General features: G+C 42.8%; 14 protein-coding genes. 13 read left to right on the top strand and 1 reads right to left on the bottom strand.

All coding sequences use genetic code 11. The features are described from left to right. The first annotated feature begins 187 nt into the window (after positions 1–187). The 4 genes from DR864_RS16790 to gldG all read left to right on the top strand — a co-directional run bounded on the left by DR864_RS16790 (position 188) and on the right by gldG (position 5084). Positions 188–937, top strand: a complete 750-nt coding sequence (locus DR864_RS16790) for a copper homeostasis protein CutC (protein WP_114068070.1) — start codon at positions 188–190, stop codon at positions 935–937. Between the two features lie 78 nt (positions 938–1015). Further along, positions 1016–2962 carry a glucosamine-6-phosphate deaminase gene (gene nagB, locus DR864_RS16785; protein ID WP_205319122.1) on the top strand — a complete coding sequence of 649 codons (1947 nt, stop codon included), beginning with the start codon at positions 1016–1018 and terminating at the stop codon, positions 2960–2962. A gap of 112 nt (positions 2963–3074) precedes the next feature. Further along, the gene (locus DR864_RS16780) at positions 3075–3404 is read left to right on the top strand and encodes a DMT family protein (protein WP_114068069.1); all 330 of its coding nucleotides are present in this window, start codon (positions 3075–3077) and stop codon (positions 3402–3404) included. Between the two features lie 45 nt (positions 3405–3449). Beyond that, positions 3450–5084, top strand: coding sequence for a gliding motility-associated ABC transporter substrate-binding protein GldG (gldG, locus tag DR864_RS16775; RefSeq protein ID WP_114068068.1), 1635 nt, complete (start codon positions 3450–3452; stop codon positions 5082–5084). 63 nt (positions 5085–5147) lie between these two features. Here gldG and DR864_RS16770 read toward each other — a convergent pair whose 3' ends face one another. Continuing rightward, a complete protein-coding gene (locus tag DR864_RS16770; protein ID WP_114068067.1) occupies positions 5148–7040 on the bottom strand; it encodes a DNA topoisomerase IV subunit B in 1893 nt (630 codons plus the stop codon). 517 nt (positions 7041–7557) lie between these two features. Between DR864_RS16770 and DR864_RS16765 the strand changes: the two genes are divergently transcribed. The 9 genes from DR864_RS16765 (at position 7558) to DR864_RS16725 (ending at position 19062) form a co-directional block, all read left to right on the top strand. Then, on the top strand, positions 7558–9945 hold the full coding sequence (locus tag DR864_RS16765) for a polysaccharide biosynthesis/export family protein (protein WP_229599404.1): 2388 nt from the start codon (positions 7558–7560) through the stop codon (positions 9943–9945). A gap of 43 nt (positions 9946–9988) precedes the next feature. Beyond that, positions 9989–11071: a hypothetical protein gene (locus tag DR864_RS16760; protein WP_114068066.1), complete on the top strand. Its 1083-nt coding sequence runs from the start codon at positions 9989–9991 to the stop codon at positions 11069–11071. 51 nt (positions 11072–11122) lie between these two features. Further along, the gene (locus tag DR864_RS16755) at positions 11123–11965 is read left to right on the top strand and encodes an ABC transporter permease (protein ID WP_114068065.1); all 843 of its coding nucleotides are present in this window, start codon (positions 11123–11125) and stop codon (positions 11963–11965) included. 35 nt (positions 11966–12000) lie between these two features. After that, positions 12001–13251, top strand: a complete 1251-nt coding sequence (locus tag DR864_RS16750) for an ABC transporter ATP-binding protein (RefSeq protein WP_114068064.1) — start codon at positions 12001–12003, stop codon at positions 13249–13251. 21 nt (positions 13252–13272) lie between these two features. Then, a complete protein-coding gene (locus DR864_RS16745; RefSeq protein ID WP_114068063.1) occupies positions 13273–14346 on the top strand; it encodes a DegT/DnrJ/EryC1/StrS family aminotransferase in 1074 nt (357 codons plus the stop codon). 2 nt (positions 14347–14348) lie between these two features. Next, complete coding sequence (locus tag DR864_RS16740) at positions 14349–16430, top strand: glycosyltransferase family 39 protein (protein ID WP_114068062.1); 2082 nt, start codon at positions 14349–14351, stop codon at positions 16428–16430. A 94-nt stretch (positions 16431–16524) separates the two neighbouring features. Continuing rightward, complete coding sequence (locus DR864_RS16735; RefSeq protein WP_114068061.1) at positions 16525–17223, top strand: WbqC family protein; 699 nt, start codon at positions 16525–16527, stop codon at positions 17221–17223. Positions 17224–17306: 83 nt separating this feature from the next. Continuing rightward, complete coding sequence (locus DR864_RS16730; protein ID WP_114068060.1) at positions 17307–17960, top strand: acetyltransferase; 654 nt, start codon at positions 17307–17309, stop codon at positions 17958–17960. 109 nt (positions 17961–18069) lie between these two features. Continuing rightward, positions 18070–19062, top strand: coding sequence for a glycosyltransferase family 2 protein (locus DR864_RS16725; RefSeq protein WP_114068059.1), 993 nt, complete (start codon positions 18070–18072; stop codon positions 19060–19062). Positions 19063–19065 lie beyond the last annotated feature (3 nt).

Raw genomic sequence — 19065 nt, 5'->3', positions numbered from 1 at the left:
ACAAAAAAGGTTTAAAAATCTAATGCATTATTTCGCTGATTTTCAGAGGAATGTCTAAACTTCACAGGAGAGCTATAAATATTCCAATTGGGCAGGGTATTTAATATCTTTGGTTCTGGCCTAAAAAGAGTCAAATTGTTATTCTAATTTTGAACTTGTTCTCATTTCTGAATTTAATCGTTTGCTTATGCAAGTTGAAGTTTGTGCTTTTTCGATAGAATCTTGTTTAAACGCCCAAAGAGCGGGGGCGCATCGAGTAGAGTTGTGTGGAGGCCTATATGAGGGCGGAACCACGCCAAGCTATGGGCTGATTCAACGGGCTCGGTCTGTGCTTTCCATTCAACTTTACGTCATGATTCGTCCGCGTGGGGGAGATTTTTGTTATGATGAAGAAGAGCTTGAAGTAATGCGAATGGATATCCTAGCTGCCAAAAAAAGCGGCGCCGACGGTGTAGTGTTTGGATTGTTAAAGCCCAACGGACAAGTAGATATTGAACAAACAAAAGCATTGGTTGCCTTGGCTAAGCCCATGGGCGTAACTTTTCACCGGGCTTTTGATGTGGCTTCCGATCCTTTGGAGGCATTAGAGGCGATTATTGAAACGGGGGCCGAGCGTATATTGACTTCGGGTCAACAAAATTTGGCGATAGAAGGCAAGGAGTTAATCGCTCAACTCGTAGAAAAATCAAGCGGAAGAATAGAAATAATGGCGGGGAGTGGCGTAAATGCCGACAATGCTGTACTTTTAGCTAAGACAGGAGCAAATGCTTTACATTTAACAGGTAAAGCTGTCAGACAAGGAGCAATGACTTATCACAAATCAGGGGTAAGTATGGCCTCTGTTTTACCAACCGATGAACACGAAATTATCTATACAAACGAGGCGAATATTAAGGGGTTAATCAGACGGTTAGGTGAAGAAAAAGTTAATTTTTAAATTTTTTTATTAATTTAACTCGCTAATTATCTTACAAGTAGCTACCTTTGGACGCAAAAATCACATTTTTTCTTGATCATGATTACTGAACCTTTAATGATTCAAGCCCAAACCGCCAACAGCGGTATTGTAGGTCAAGCCATTACCTACGAAAAGATTCCAACGCAGATATACGCTAATGCCAAAGACGCATCTGCGGCGGTGGCAAAAGAGATTGCTGATTTGATTCGCAGCAAGCAAAAAGAAGGGAAACCCTGCGTGTTAGGACTGGCAACGGGCTCGTCGCCCAAAACGGTTTATGCGCAGCTCATCAAAATGCACCGGGAAGAAGGGCTAAGTTTTAAGAACGTAATTTCGTTCAACTTAGACGAGTATTATCCCATGCAGCCGGATTCCATTCACAGTTATGTTCGCTTCATGCGAGAGCAACTTTTTGACCACGTGGATATTCCGCAGGAGAATTATTTCATCCCCGATGGCACCGTTCCACCAACCATGATTGCTGATTTTGCCCATCGCTATGACAACAAAATCAACGCCATGGGAGGTATTGATTTTCAGTTGCTTGGGATTGGAGGAAATGGGCACATCGGTTTTAACGAACCGGGTTCATTAATCAATTCCCGCACCCGTTTGATGACGCTCGACCACTCGACTCGTGCGGCAGCGGCCATGGAATTCGGTGGATTGCACCAAGTGCCCAAAAAGGCCATTACCATGGGGGTCGCCTCCATTATCAATGCCAAAAGAGTGGTATTGTTGGCATGGGGTGAGCGCAAAGCACCTATGATTAAGGCCGCAGTCGAAGGCCCAGTAACGGAATTGGTACCCGCTTCATATTTGCAGGCCCATCCTAATGTGGCCTTCTTTGTGGACGAAAGAGCGGCCAATGACCTGACACGTGTAAAAACGCCGTGGTTGGTTGATACCGTAGAGTGGGATAACTCAATGATCAAGAAGGCCGTAACTCACTTGTCATTTACGCTACAAAAGCCTATCCTTAAGCTCACTACCAAAGATTACAACGACAACGGGATGAGCGATATGCTGGCCGCTCATGGTTCTGCCTATGATATTAACATTAACGTTTTCAACCAATTACAACATACCATTACGGGATGGCCGGGTGGCAAACCCAATGCCGATGATACCCACCGTCCTGAACGGGCACTTCCTGCCAAAAAACGGGTTATTATTTTCAGCCCGCACCCTGACGATGATATTATTTCGATGGGAGGTACTTTTCAGCGATTGGTTGATCAGGGTCATGAAGTGCACGTAGCCTACCAAACCTCGGGAAATATTGCCGTAGCCGATGATGAGGCGTTTCGTTTCATTGATTTTGTGGTAGATTACAACCACAAATTTGGAATTGAAAGTCAGGCAGCGATGCAGATATTTAACGATGCCAAGGCCTTTTTGAAGCAGAAAAAAGACAGCGAAATTGACACCTCCGAAGTTCGATACGTAAAAGGATTGATTCGTCGTGGAGAAGCCAAAGCTACCTGCCGTTTTGTAGGAACCGAACATTTTCATTTCCTTGACATGCCGTTCTACGAAACAGGAACGATTCAGAAAAAAGGCATTAGTGAAGCCGATGTCAAAATTATTGCCGATTTGATTGAAGAAGTAAAACCGCACCAAATCTATGCAGCTGGCGATTTTGCCGACCCGCATGGTACGCATAAAGTGTGTTGGGATGCCATCGAGGCGGCGTTGAAGCAGCTCAAGCACAAAAACTTTATGAAAGACTGCTGGGTATGGCTGTATCGCGGTGCCTGGGCGGAGTGGGATATTCACGAAATCGAAATGGCGGTTCCGATGAGCCCTGATCAGGTTGTCAAAAAACGCTACGGAATTTTCAAACACCAATCGCAGAAAGACGGCGTGGTGTTTCAGGGAGAAGACTCTCGTGAATTTTGGCAGCGTGCCGAAGAGCGCAACAGCGGTACGGCGCTTCTCTATGACCAACTGGGCTTAGCGGAGTATGAAGCCATGGAAGCATTTGTGCGCTGGCATTTTTAGAAAGTGATTTTGTGAAATTTTACATAGAGAAGAGCGTTAGTTGGTCAGAAAATCAGCTAACGCTTTTTCTTTATGGTATCTTTGTCCTAAAATCATTACCTGTAGCTTTGTTATGCGTACCACATTATTGCTGTTTTTATCAAACCTGTTTATGACTACGGCTTGGTATTGGCATTTAAAATATAAAGAAACCTCCCTCTGGAAAGTAATTTTGATTAGTTGGCTCATTGCGTTTTTTGAATATTGTATCGCCGTTCCTGCCAACCGGATTGGGTCGTATGAATTCAATGCTTTTGAGCTAAAAACCATTCAAGAGGTAGTCAGCTTAACCGTTTTTGTAGGTTTTGCCGTTATTTACCTTAAAGAAGAAGTGCGGTGGAATTATTTAGTGGGCTTTGGCTTCATTGTTCTGGCCGTCTTTTTTATTTTCAAAAAATGGTAACTTCTTTTTCAAATAATTAATTATCAATTGTTTATTCGTTTTTGAATGAAACAACGAATTGTAAAAATCGCGGTCTTTCTGATTGCACTTATGGGGCTGAACGTATTAGCCTCGTTTGTCTTTTTTCGGTGGGATTTGACGGAAGAAAAACGGTATTCCATTTCGGATGCTACCAAACGATTGCTCCAAAATCTGGATGGACAGGTGGTGGTAAAAGTCTATTTGACGGGTGATTTTCCGGCTGGATTTGAACGGCTTGAACGCGCGGTTCAAGAAACCCTTGAGTCGTTTTCTGATTATGCAGGGGCCAATATCGCCTACCGTTTTATTGAACCCAACGACCCAAAATTACAGGAAGAGCTAACGCAGAAAGGGCTTATTCCAACCAATTTATTTGCCAATGAAGACGGGAAACGCACGGAGCGATTGGTATTTCCGGGAGCTATGCTTGTATATGAAGGCAAAGAATATCCTGTACAATTGTTGAAGGGAAATCAATCTGCTTCCCCAGAAGAACGGCTGAATCAGTCGTATGAAGGAGTGGAGTTTGAACTGGCTTCGGCCATTCGTCGGCTGACGCTTAAAGAACACAAACGCATTGGTATTTTGGTGGGGCATACCAAAGTGCCACCGCCGCGTTTTTCGGATTTGTTGGCTACACTCCAACAAAACTATGACTTGTACTTCGACGTTCAGAATCCTGATTCTTGGGAAAAAGGCGATTTACTTATCATTCCCAAACCCGATTTGCCCTTTACGGAAGATGAAAAATACCGACTTGACCAATTTGTGATGCGGGGTGGAAAATTAGTGCTTTTTGCCGACGGGGCGCGGGTCGACAGTGTCAGTTTGGAAGGTACATTTGCTCAGCCCTCGGCGCTGAATTTGGATGATTTGCTGTTTAAATACGGATGCCGTATCAATCAAAATCTTGTCAAAGACCTCAGCTGTGCCTTGCTTCCGCTCAATGTGGGCAACATGGGCGACAAACCTCAGATTAAACCCATGCCGTGGCGTTTTTTTCCGTTGATTAATAATTTTGGCAAACACCCGATTGTCCGAAATTTAGATGCCATTTACACACGTTTTCCCAGCAGCATTGATACCGTTGATGCGCCCGGCATTGTCAAAACACCGCTTTTGCTTACTTCCCAGTATACCAAGCTTCTAAAAGCGCCCGCGTTGGTGGCCTACAACGAAGCGCGCCAACAACCAGACCCGAGAGAATACAATGCGGGCGTAAAAAATGTAGCTCTGCTATTGGAAGGGTCTTTCTCATCACTTTACAATAATCGCCTTCTTCCCAACGACCCGCGCATGAGTTCTTTTGTGGGACAAGGAAAACCCGCCAAAATATTGGTCGTTTCTGACGGCGATATGTTGGTCAATGACATTGATTACGCCCGGGATGCGCCTTTTCCGCTGGGGTATGACCGTTTGTCGGGAAAAACTTTTGCCAACAAAGATTTTGTATTGTACGCTATTGATTACCTGATGGATTCGGAAGGATTGATTACGGCACGAAATAAGCAGGTAACGCTGCGTCCGTTGGATAAAATCAGGTTGAAGGAAGAGCGCACCCAATGGCAATTGCTTAATCTATTGGCTCCTTTGGTGCTAATCGGACTTCTGGGGGGAGTTTGGCAATGGACTCGGAAACGCAAATACGCCACGGGATAATGGGCACAACATTAAAAAAGGCTCGGCAACATTGCTACCGAGCCTTTTTTAATGTTGTGCGAGTTATGCTACCTCTGCTACGGGTTCCTCTTCTAGAATATCTTTTTCTACCCGCAGGTTGTCAATGATAAATCGCTGACGATCAGGCGTATTTTTGCCCATATAATAACTCAGTAATTTGGGAATGGTGGCTTCTTTGTCCAAAATAACGGGCTCAATACGCATATTTTCTCCGATAAACCGACCGAATTCATCAGGAGAAATCTCACCCAGGCCTTTAAATCGTGTAATCTCCACTTTTTTGCCACCGCCGAGTTTTTTGATGGCTTTCAGCCGCTCATCATCACTGTAGCAGTAAATGGTTTCTTTGTGATTGCGCGGATTGCGTACTCGAAATAAAGGCGTTTGCAAAATATACACATGGCCATTACGTACCAAATCGGGGAAAAATTGCAGGAAGAATGTCAACATCAGCAAACGAATGTGCATCCCGTCTACGTCGGCATCGGTGGCAATCACAATGCGGTTGTAGCGTAAGTTATCAAGACCGTCTTCAATGTCGAGTGCGTGTTGGAGGAGGTTAAACTCCTCGTTTTCATACACCACTTTTTTCGTCATTCCGAAGCAGTTGAGCGGCTTTCCACGCAAGCTGAATACGGCTTGCGTTTGTACGTTCCGGGATTTGGTAATCGAGCCGCTGGCCGAGTCTCCTTCGGTGATAAAAAGGGTGGTTTCGTAGCGGTCTTCGGATTTTACATCAGGAAGGTGATTGCGGCAATCGCGAAGTTTTTTGTTGTGCAAATTGGCCTTTTTGGCGCGGTCATTAGCCAGTTTTTTAATCCCTGCCAATTCCTTACGTTCACGTTCCGATTGTTCAATTCGCTTTTTCATGGCTTCCCGCACCGAGGGGTTCATGTGCAGAAAATTGTCCAACTTCGCTTTCAAAAAATCATTGACAAACGTACGAATGGTTGGGCTGTTGGAATCGGGAGAGATATTATTAGATCCCAGTTTTGTTTTAGTTTGTGATTCAAATACTGGTTCCTGAACTCGCACACTGACGGCCGCAATGATGGACGCCCGGACATCCTCTACCGCATAATCTTTATTAAAGTGCTCGCGGACAGTATCGACGAGCGATTGACGAAAAGCCGCTAAGTGCGTGCCGCCCTGTGTGGTATACTGGCCATTGACGAAGGAATAATATTCCTCCCCGTATTGGTTGCCATGCGTGAGGGCAATCTCAATATCATTGCCTTTCAGATGAATGATGGGATACCGAATAGCATCTTCGTCGGTTTTGTTTCGCAAAAGGTCTAATAGCCCGTTTTGAGAAAAAAACTTTTGCCCGTTAAAATTAATGGTTAACCCAGCATTCAAATAGCAGTAATTCCAAATCAGGTTTTCAAGAAACTGTGGGATATAGTGGTAGTTTTTGAAAATGGTATTATCAGGCTCAAAAATCATGTGCGTGCCATTGCGTTGGGTTGTAGCTTCTTCTGCTGATTCAGTGGTTATTTCTCCTTTACGGAATTCAACCCACCGGGTTTTTCCCTCCCGAAACGACTGAACTTTGAAATAACTGGAGAGAGCATTCACCGCTTTGGTACCTACGCCATTAAGCCCGACCGATTTTTGGAAGGCACCTGAATCGTATTTCCCTCCTGTATTGATTTTAGAAACACAATCAACCAATTTTCCCAAAGGAATGCCCCGACCATAATCTCGAACCTCAACACGGTGGTCCATGATTTTTATTTCTATTGCTTTTCCGTGGCCCATGGTGTGCTCATCAATGGAGTTGTCGATGATTTCTTTTACCAACACGTATATGCCATCATCTGCGGCGGAACCATCGCCGAGTTTTCCAATATACATTCCCGGACGGAGCCGAATATGTTCTTTCCAATCAAGAGATCTAATACTGCTTTCGTCGTACTTTACTTCTTCTGCCATTAGTTTAATTATAGATTAAGGGCGCTCTCTGAAGCGCTGTGGTTACAAATTACGATTTTAAATGCAGGAAATACAACGTTTAAAAGGTGAAAAACAGTGTTCATAAAATATTTATCCATAAATATTTGGGAGGTTTAAGGAACTTTGTTTTACTTTGTAAAGCAAAGTTCTTTTTATATTGCGTCCCAGTTTCTTAATACGTTGATTGTTAATAGTCTAAAAAAGGAAAAATACATCATTTACGAAAATGAAAATATCGGAAAAATTATACAATAAGCCGCGAAAATGGCCGTAAAAAAGAAAAAAGTTTAAAAAACACAAAAAGTTACGTTACTTTGTCGGCCGGATTCGTTCTTACATATCGAACGGCTTAGCGAATACGTTAAGATATTGTTAATCAGAATCTAAGAATTTTGTTTTGAACATAATTTGCATGAAGAAGTTTTTTGGAAGTTTCTCTCTATCAAGCGCTCGGCGCACCATTTTTAACGTTTGCCTGGTAAGTGTTCTCGCCATTATGAGCATAAACGCCCAAACCCCCGCGGGGGCAGGCTCAACTTCAAGCGGTTCGGCGGGCGCTCCAGCACAAGGGCAACCTTCGGCCACCAATGCTGGCAATACCCCGACAGCTGCTCAACAAAGTGCAATCAATAATGCTATGTCTAAAAAGGCAGAGCAGCCTAAAGACCCCCAAGCTCCCGTGAATCCGACGGAAACAAAAACAAAAACGGATACGGTGGCATTAGATCCCGAAGAGGCTTATCGGCAGGCACAGTTGGTTAAATTGCGCCGTAAAATATTTGGTACGCAGCTTTTTACCAATCCCAAAGTAAGCTTTGCCCCCTCTGAAAATATTGCCACTCCGCGCGATTATACCATTGGGCCAGGAGATGAGCTGACTGCCTATATTTATGGGTACTCACAATCACAAATTGAAATGGTGGTGAACTCGGACGGATTTGCGTTCATAAAACCCATCGGAACGGTTCAGTTGAGTGGGCGTACCATTGAACAGGCTCAGAAAGAGTTGATTACTCGATTGGCTCCTTACTACAACAACTTGGGTACGCCTGGAAACAGTAGTGCAAGTACGTTCCTTCAAATTCGTTTGAGTCGAATCCGAACCATCCGGGTAACTGTTTTGGGTGAGGTAGCCACACCTGGTACTTATAATGTATCTTCTTTGTCGTCGGCACTTAATGCCCTTTATTTGACGGGCGGCCCTAATGAGCTGGGTTCGTTTCGTCAAATTCAAGTAGTTCGCAGAAATAAGACCATCGCTACCCTTGATTTGTACGAATTATTGATGAACGGCACATTGAATAGCGACATTCGTCTTCAGGACAATGACGTTATTCAGGTAGGTGTTTATAACAAACGTGTTGAAATAAAAGGCAATGTAAAACGCCCAGGTATTTATGAGTTGCTTCCAACTGAAACCATTAGTAAGGTGCTGGAATACGCGGGTGGATTTACTGACAACGCCTATACGGATCGTTTAAAAGTCTTGGGACTTACGACCAAAGAGCGCAGAATAATTGATGTGAAAACAACCGAATTTGACAAGTATATTCCAAAGAACGGGGATGAAATAAGCGCCGAGATGTTGCTGGCTCGTTTTGAAAACATGGTTGTGATCAACGGCGCGGTTTTTCGGCCTGGTCAGTACTCATTGGATCAAAACAAATCGTTGCTTGAACTAATTAAAAGCGCCGAGGGGCTAACAGGAGAGGCATTTACGGGACGGGTTAATATTATCCGTACCAGAGACGACCTGTCGGTAGAGAATATTTCCATCAATTTAGCCGATATGATTAATGGCAAAACCGATGACTTACTTTTAAGACGTGAAGACCAAGTGATTATTCCTTCCAAATTTGAATTGCGGGAGGCGGCTTTCATCAATATTAGAGGAGAAGTAAATCAAGGCCCAGCCGTGGGATTGCCTTACACAGCAAATTTAACCTTAGAAGACGCCATCATCAGAGCGGGTGGATTTAAGGAATCGGCGGCAAATTCGCAGGTAGAGGTTGTGCGTCGCCGTCGGGATGTCAATGTACAATCTGTTTCAGCTCAAATTGCGGATATTTTTACTTTCGACGTAAACCGTGATTTGACAATTGATGGAAACGATAGTCGTTTTGTCTTGGAGCCTTATGACGAGATTTTAGTTAGATCAGCTTCTAATTATCAACCTCAAACTTTTGTTACGGTTCAGGGTGAAGTAGTAAATCCAGGAATGCATGGTATCAAGAGTAAAGATGAAAAATTATCAGATTTGCTCGTGCGGGCGGGTGGCTTAACCGCTCAGGCGTATGTTAACGGAGCTACGCTGTTACGGAAAGTAACCCTGAGCGATGAAGAATTAGAACAACGCAATAAGGCCGTTGCTGAGATTTCGGATGATGCAAAGAAAGGCCAATTTGTAGGTGGCGAAATTGATAAAAATAAAGAAGAAGCCATTGGGATTGATTTGAAACGGATTTTGCAAAATCCTGGTGGAAGAGAAGACATTATCTTACAAGATGGTGATATAATTGATATTCCAAAACGACTAGAAACCGTACGTCTACAGGGTGAATTATTATTCCCAACTACGGTTAAGTTTCGGAATGGCAGTTCATTCATGGACTATGTGTCGCAGGGAGGAGGGTTTACACGTACTTCCCTAAAAAGAAAATCATACGTGATTTACCCTAATGGATCGGTTGACAGAACGCGTAAATTCCTTTTCTTTAATATTTATCCTAAAGTTGAACCAGGTTCAGAGATTCATGTTCCGCAAAGAACTCAGTCTGATTTGGTTGAAGCACAACGTGCTATTCAATCGGTTATTGGTATATCTTCTACATTAATGACCTTAATTACGACAGTAATAGCTTTTAGATTTTTGGGTAATCAATAAATAAGATGTAAAAAAATAGAGGCTATTCAGGCTTAAAAGCATCATGGAACAACAACAACAAGAACAAGTAACACTTACTCCTAAGCTTATATTTCAGAAAATAATTCAGACCAAAGATTTGATTCTGAAAAACTGGTGGCTTATCCTGATTTTAGCTGGAATAGGAACTGCAGTTGGTTATTATGTCGATTCTGAGAAGAATAAACGAGTACAATATATCTCCGAAATTATTTTTAACGTTACGGGGGCTGGCGCTAGTCAAGACTTAGGAGGCTTAGGAAGCTTGCTCGGTGGCATGGGTGGAGGGCGCGGTGATGCGGGCCTGTTTACGGGAGAAAATCTTTTCTATGTCATCAAAACACGTCCTGTATTGGAAAGGGCTTTGTTGACTCCGATAACACTGAGTAACGGTAAAAAAGAGCTCTTTGTCAATTATTATCTTGACTCAACCTTTATACGTCAGGATGATTGGGGTGATTTCTTGAAAGAATGGTTGCCTGTACGAATTCAGCACACTAAGCGCGACTCGATGTCAAGACTGGAAAGACAAGTATTTGATGGTGCGTTGAATAAAATTCGGGATCGTGAAATTACCATCGGGCAACCCAATATAAAAACGGCATTTTATGAATTAACCGTTTCAATGGAAAATGAGACTGTATCGAAAGTTTTTATCGAACTTTTGCTTTCAACGGTAGAACGAGTATATCAAGAAACCCAGACCCGAAAATCTCGGGAAATGATGGGGATAATGAGAGCTCGGGTAGATTCATTGGGAAGAGTACTCAACCGAACTGAAAGCCAACTTGCCAAAACGACCGCTATCAACGTAGAAGCCGTGGCTCCTACCGCTAAAGTAGCCGAGGGAAGACTAACCAGAAGTACTTCTTTTGTGACAGCATTGTATTTGGAGGCTTCGAGAAGCCTTGAGAATCTCCAAATGTCAATTGTGAAAGAGTCTCCTTTGTTTACGATTATTGAGCCAGTAGTTTTGCCTCTAGAAACAAAGCTTTTTACCCGGGAGAATACTAAGTTTGGGGCGATTCTTGGCGTTATTGTTGCTATCATTTTTGTGTTAGCCAAGCAAACGTACTCAGAGGCATTGAGGGATATGAAGAAAAAGTGAGTTAGTGCAGCTTAATTTTATTTAGCTTTTAACTCTTAATTCGTACTACAGATGGCATTTATAAATGAAATAGTCATTGAAGCTGGCCATGGTGCCAAAAACTATTGGAAAGATTTGTGGAAAAACCGAGAGTTGCTGTGGATTCTTGCACGGCGTGATTTGTCGGTTCGGTATAAACAAACTGCTATTGGAGCTGCTTGGGCCGTTTTACGGCCTTTGGCTACAATGGCGGTGATGGTTTTTGTTTTTGAAATGGTAGGTAAATTTGAGGGAGACGCAGGTGTTCCGTATCCCTTGATGGTATTGGCTGGTATTACCATCTGGACGTTTTTTGCCAATACGTTTACCCAAATCAGCCACAGTATCTTGCTGAATTCCAACTTGGTGACCAAAACGTATTTTCCCCGACTGATTATGCCGTTAAGTTCGGTTTTGGTTGGGTTTATAGACTTTGCCGTATCGCTGGGTTTATACTTCATCATTGCCCTCTGGAAAAACCACTTGCCTGGTTTGGAGATTATTTTCCTTCCGTTATTTGTGTTGTTGGCCTTATTGACCTCCTTATCATTTGGGTTATTTTTCTCGGTATTGAATGTTCGCTTCCGTGATATTGCTCAACTTATTCCTTTCTTAGTGCAGATTGGATTCTATGCCTGTCCGATTGCGTATAGTGCTTCATTAGTGGAAGCAAGCCAAGATGCTTGGTGGTATGATTTGTATTATCTCAACCCGATGGTGAGTATCATCAACGGGTTTAAGTGGTCTCTGTTAGGAGATGGTTCTTTTTTCAAGGTGAGTAGTTTGTACAGCACGGTGGGTGTTATATCTGTAATGTTGCTGATTTCCGTTTACTATTTTCGTAAGGAAGAAAATTCATTTGTTGACTACATTTGATTACTTTTGAACCTATATAAACTTTGGGGCGCTCAATGCAGGTAATTGTAGCAGAAGATATAAGCAAAAAATACATCATCGATCACCAAAAAGCGATGCGTAAAAGTTCGACCTTGCGCGATACTTTTTCGGAGAAATTCAAGCATTTTTTTGGTAAAGGCGAACAGGATGAGGTAGAAAAGGAAGAGTTTTGGGCACTTCGCGATGTGAATTTTACCGTTGAGCAAGGTGATAGGGTAGGAATTATTGGCCATAATGGTGCTGGTAAATCTACTTTGTTGAAAATCCTCAGTAAAATCACCGAGCCTACTGGTGGAAAAGTAACGATAAAAGGACGTGTGGCGAGTTTACTGGAAGTTGGGACGGGTTTTCACCCTGAATTGACCGGGCGAGAAAATATCTTTCTTAACGGAGCAATTCTCGGCATGAAACGCCACGAAATAAAGAGTGCGTTCGAGAGTATTGTAGAATTTGCAGGGGTTGAGAAGTTTTTGGATACCCCCGTAAAACGATATTCGTCAGGGATGTATGTGCGACTTGGTTTTGCCATTTCGGCTCATTTAAGTCCTGAAATCCTCATAATTGACGAAGTACTTGCCGTAGGTGATGCAGATTTTCAGAAAAAATGCCTTGGCAAAATGCGCGATGTATCGGAGAGCGGTCGGACGATTTTATTCGTAAGTCATAATCTTGCCGCTGTGCAATCTCTTTGCAATCGTGCTTTCTATTTTGAGCACGGTCGCCTAAAAATGCAGGGAGATACTACGCACGTCGTCAATAATTATCTTAGCCATGTGGCCAAAACGAACTTGGAACATTTTTGGGAAACTCCCGAAGAAGCCCCAGGTAGTGACGAAGTACGCTTTCGAACGGTTCGCATTGATCCAGAGTATCAGGGAGGTAAACATTACATAGATGTAACAACCCCCGCCCGCGTTCATATTGAATTTTGGAACATGGCCGAGCGTGCCGATTTAAATTTAAGCCTGCACTTATATGCTTTTACGGGAGAATGTATCTTTAACGTAGGAACAACCTCGCAATCTTTTGAAAAAGGATTGGTGTCAGCTACGCTGGAGATTCCTGGCAACTTCCTGAATGACGGCTCTTACGTGATTTCAATCATGGTGGTAAAAGACACATCGACCGTATTGTTTCAACTACCCGATGCATTGTCCTTTGAGGTGGAGGATCACCGAGAGGGGGTTACTTGGTACGGTAAATGGCCAGGGTATGTGCGCCCTCAATTAAATTTTCAAATTTCTCAGTCAGAAGTACTGGTCTAAACGGTCGGCTCGCCGAAGCGAATGATTAACGTTACTAAAACATACCTTCCCGATTTTGATCAATATGTTTCTTATTTAAGAAAAATTTGGGACAAGTCCCTGCTTACCAACAATGGCCCCCTGGCGCAGGAATTGGAACAGGGGCTTAAAGAATACTTGAATGTAGACCATCTGTATTTTTGTGGCAATGGGACTATTGTGCTTCAAATGGCGCTCAAACTACTGGATGAGCCCGGAGAAATTATTACAACGCCTTTTTCGTACGTTGCAACCACCAATGTTATATTGTGGGAAAACTCAACGCCTGTATTTGTCGATATTGATTCCCATACCTATTGTATCAACCCCGACCTGATTGAAGCGGCTATAACGGAGCGCACGCGGGCCATTCTGGCGACTCACGTCTACGGTAATGCCTGTGATGTAGAAGCGATTGAAAAAATTGCAAAGAAGCATAATCTCATTGTTATCTATGACGGCGCTCATGCATTTGGCGCTACTTTAAACGGGCGTTCTTTGCTTTCTTATGGCGATTTTTCTACGTGCAGCTTCCATGCTACCAAGCTTTTTCACACAGTAGAAGGGGGAGCAATAATCGCAAATGATGCCAAATGGCACGATAAATTACATTTATTGCGAGCTTTCGGTCATCGGGGAGATGATTATTATTTTGTCGGAATCAACGGTAAAAACTCTGAAGTTCATGCAGCTATGGGGCTTTGCAACCTGCCGCTTGTGCCGCAGTTGATTGCGGCCCGTAAAGCGGTTTGTGATTTATATACCGAACTACTCGATTGGAATCATCTTGAGGCTCCTCAATGGGTGGAAGGACTAGGACGTAATTATGCCTACTATCCAGTGGTTTTTGAATCTGAAACCAAAACGTTGGAAGTACGGGATTTTCTGGTCAAAAATGAGATTACTCCGCGTCGTTATTTTTATCCTTCTCTCAATAAACTGCCCTTTTTGAAGGATGCGGAATCCTGCCCTGTTTCAGAAGATATTTCTTTACGGGTGCTTTGTTTACCTCTGCACGCCGAACTGCCCCATGAAGACGTAAGGCGCATTTCGGAATTGATTAACCAAATTCTGTAAGTATGGTGCTGATTAGCTTACTAAGTTTCGGTGTTTTTTTAGGATACATCGGACGCACGTCTGCCGGTATTTGTCGTCCATCTTTGGTAGAATGGTTGATTACCTCATTTCTCCTTTTTGCAGGCAGCATTATTATCACTGGATATTGCCTTTCTGCATTGGACCTAACTGGTACTACATGGGCGTGGGCAATTGCGGTTTTTATTCCTCCTACGATTCTAAGATTTGTTTTTAGCAAGATAGCTCCCCAAACAACGGTTTTTTCGCCCCTTAAAATGGTCGTAAGTCGTTGGCATGCCGCCCAGCGTTGGTATGTAAGTGGGACGGTATATTTGAGATTCCTGTTTGGAGTCATGATTCTTTCGGTAGCCATTATCGGGATTACTAATTTACTTTTAGTGCTTTTTACCGTTCCTAATGAATGGGATAGCATGACAGGGCACCTGAATCGTGTAGTGCAGTACATCCAACGCGGTACCATGGCGCATTTTGGAGGCACCAATTGGAACATTGATACCTATCCTAAAAGTGTGTGTACCATTCAGATTTATTCGTACTTGATGACGGGGAAATTTGAAAATGCCTTTAAACTTATCCATCATCTTTCGTACTGGATTACCCTAGTCACGGTTTTTGGGATTGCGCAGCGAATCACCAAAAACCGTCTCAATGCAAGTTTCTTCTGTGCGTTAGCATTTGCGTTGTTTTTGGATTTTTTGATGCAGGCCGTTACGACCGAAACCGACATTGTATTAGCGGCTTATTTGAGCTGCTTGCTTTATTTTTTGTTTACGTACCGAGTAACCTACGAAAACCGCTATTTGTATTTGGCGGCGCTAAGTTTTGGAATTGTTTATGGTCACAAAGTGACGTTTACGTTGCTTCTGCCGTCGGTTTTTGTGGTGATGATTTATACCGTGTTTTTGCAAAAAGGAAAAGGCCAGAAGAAGGAAAATATAACACTAAATATCAATTGGCCTGCTATTTTTAAGCTGGGAATTGCGATTGTGGTTTGCTTTTGCCTGTGGACATTGCCAACGGGCTACGTTAAAAATGTACAGGTTTTCGGTCATCCTATCGGGCCGCCTACCTCGCTCAAACACCAGTCTATCGAACGGGCTACCTCAAATGGAGGCTACCGCAATCTGTTTGAGCAAGGCTCGCGTAATGTGGTCAGATATGCCTATGATTTTGTCAATCTTGACGGACTGCGCAATGTGAAAATAGGGCAGGAGATTAATCGTGGGATGCGTATTCCGCTGGTTTGGTTGGAAGATAAACTGCAGATGCGGCTAGACGAAACGACAGAGTTTTCCATTGTTCCTTTTTCTTTTGAACGCCGATTTGAATTTTTCAATGGGAATCCTTATTGGGGAATATTTGGTTTCGCACTGGTTTTTCCGTTGTTGTTTTTGGCGTTGTTTGGCATCCTCCGTTCGCCAGCGCACTGGTTTTTGGCGGTTGCGTTATTGCTTCATTTTGCGGCATTGTCTTATTCTGCCCCCTACGATCCTTGGAAAGGGCGCTATTTTCAAGAAACGGGTGTTTTTGGGGTATTATTTTTAACATTACTCTTTACTCATAAATACAGCCTAGAAAAATCAGGGTATTCGGCGGCGTTGAAAACATACGTGGGCGTTGTAACCGTTGTCGCGTGTATTTCGGCTTTATTGGCGGTATTTCTCAATTTTCGCTGTTTGCCTTTTGATGCCTTGGGCAAAAAATCTGCCTTTAAAACGGAGCGTATTCCGATGATGACGTTTGCGCGGCCCGATATTACGCAGGCTTACTTGAAATTTGATGAATTGGTGCCCGACTCCGCCACGGTGGCCCTGGGAACCATCAATGATGATTTTGAGTACCCGCTCTACGGAAAACACCTTAGCCGGCGATTGATTCCGATTCGTCCTTTTGAACTGCCCTTGCGGCCCATTCCGCCAGGAACCGACTATTTGATGTATGCCAAAAGCGATACCATTGACCTTTTCAAGCCCTTGCCAACGGATATCAGATTAGGGACGGATACAACTATGAAGGGAATGATTGTGAAGGGCGAAGATTATTATTTACGAAAGCTAAAATAGTTTTGGCTTAATAAATATTCTTTTTCTAACGTTCGTATAAATCATACGAACGGTTTTTTTTAGTGCTGATTATAAACTTAACATTTCTCAACTTATGCGCCTTGCCATTATGCAACCCTATTTTTTGCCTTACATTGGGTACCTGCAACTGCTGAATGGCGTTGATAAGTTTGTGCTGTATGATGATGTCAATTACATCAATAAAGGTTGGATTAACCGGAATCGAATATTGGTAAATGGTCAGGAATATTTGTTTACTATTCCCCTCAAAGAGGCTAGTCAAAATAAGCTCATCAACGAAATTTACCTGAGCAATGACCCCAAATGGCGGGGAAAACTGCTCAAAACAATTGAACAAGCCTATAAAAAGGCGCCGTTTTATTCAACGGCTTTTGCAGTCACCGAAAAAATTATCAACTTAGATGCCGAAAAACTGAGCGACTGGATTGCCGATGGTTTTAAGATTTTGGTTGATTATCTCGATATTCAAACGGAGATTGTGCCGAGTTCTAGTATCTATCAAAATACCCATCTGAAGGCGCAGGAACGAATTTTGGATATTTGCCAGCAAGCGAAAGCGGCGCATTACATTAATCCGATTGGGGGTATGGAGTTGTACGATAAAACTGTGTTTGAGCAAAATCACATTCGGTTAAACTTTATCAAAGCGAAGCCGATTGTATACCCTCAATTCAAAAATGAATTTGTGCCTTGGCTATCAATTGTGGACATGATGATGTTCAATGACGTGACCACAATTCAGGGTTTTTTGAACGAATATGAATTAGTTTAGAAGAAAGTCATGGGTTAAACGTTAATTGCAAATGGAATTTCATGACGCAGAATGCTTTACCAAAGACAATTAAGGATAAAAAAATGGCTAAAGTTGTAATTTTTGGAGTGCTTGACACGGCGGAACTGGCGCATTTTTATTTAACCCACGACTCCGACCATGAGGTAGTTGCTTTTACGGTCAATCGGGAATATTTAAAGGAAGCCACGTTTTGGGGTTTACCCGTTGTTGCTTTTGAAGAGGTAGAAACCCTTTTCCCACCGTCGGAGTTTAAGTTTTTTGCTCCCATGACAGGGCGAAAAATGAATAAAAATCGAGAAAAAGTATATCTCGATGCCAAGGCCAAAGGCTACGAGTTTATCAGTTATATTAGTTCAAAAGCCACATTATTTGGCAATGAAATTGGTGAGAATTGCTTCATTTTAGAGGATAATACCATTCAACCCTTCACCAAAATCGGTAATAATTGCGTGCTGTGGAGCGGCAACCACATCGGCCACCACGGGGTCATTAAAGACCACGTATTTTTTACGTCGCATGTGGTGCTGTCGGGCCACTGCGTAGTGGAATCGTATTCATTTTTTGGGGTCAATGCCACAATTCGTGACTATACAGTCATAGCCGAAGGTACGCTCGTGGCAATGTCTGCTTCTATAACAAAAAATACGGAAGCTTGGGGGGTGTATATGGGAAGCCCTGCTGAAAAAAGACCTACTCCGAGTTATAAAGTGTACTAATTCATTAATCATTTCACAATTATCATTCAGTATTTGAGGTTTTTCAATTACCCAAAATGACTGATATTCAATGATAAATGTTCGCTGATAAATGATAAATGTTTTTTGAATGGACGTTTCGATTATCATCATTCATTATAAAACCCTCAAATTGACTACCGATTGTATCCGCTCAATTTATGAGCATACTAAAGGAGTTAGCTTTGAAATTATCGTGGTCGACAATGACTCGCAAGACGGTGCGGGTGAAATCATAACGCGTGAATTTCGCGACGTTCAATGGCTCAATATGGGCTACAATGCGGGGTTTTCGAGAGCAAATAATGCGGGAATTCGAGCGTCAAAAGGACGTTATTACTTGTTGCTTAATTCTGATACGGAGCTTATTGAAGATACCATTACGCGTTGTGTTCAGCGCTTGGATACGCAACCAGAAACCGTTGCCTGCGGGGGCGTTCAGCTTTTTTCAGACCGCACCCCTCGCCCTTTTTACCGTAGTTTAGCCATATTTAAACGGACACTGTACGTGTTGCCGCCTGGGCAAATTTTTAAAACACTGCTCGAAAAATTAATCCCTGAAACCCATTACGACGACCCCGATCAAGTGGATTGGATTCCAGCGGCCTTTTTGTTGGCTAAACGAGAAGCAGTCGACAAAGCGGGATTATTGGATGAAGACTTCTTTTTGTACGGTGAAGATGTGGAGTGGAACTGCCGACTGGGGCGCGTTGGAAAACTGAAAGTATTTGAAGATTGCGGCTATATCCACCATGAGTGGGGAAGTAATCCCAAAAGGAAAGAAGTGCTGATTACCATTATCAATCGTTTTTATCCCCAAATTCAACTTTCAAACTTGGTTTGGGTAAGAAAAGAATTCGGTATTGGGCGTTATCTGGGCCTTATGCTCAACTATTATCTGATGATTCCTGTATATTTTGGGTGGAAAATAGCCCTTAATGCGAGTAAGTTTCGGAATCCATTTGGTGAATTGGAGCAACAAAAAGACTTCACACGTAAAGTTTGGCTGTTTTCTACCTATTTTTGGAAAATCATTCGTAACAAGCCTTATTTTTATAAGCTCGATCCAAAGAGCCATGTCTAACGC

The sequence above is a fragment of the Runella rosea genome (assembly GCF_003325355.1).
Lineage (GTDB): Bacteria > Bacteroidota > Bacteroidia > Cytophagales > Spirosomataceae > Runella > Runella rosea.
The sequence above is the reverse complement of the archived record's forward strand: the minus strand, read 5'-3'. Positions and strand labels throughout refer to the sequence as shown.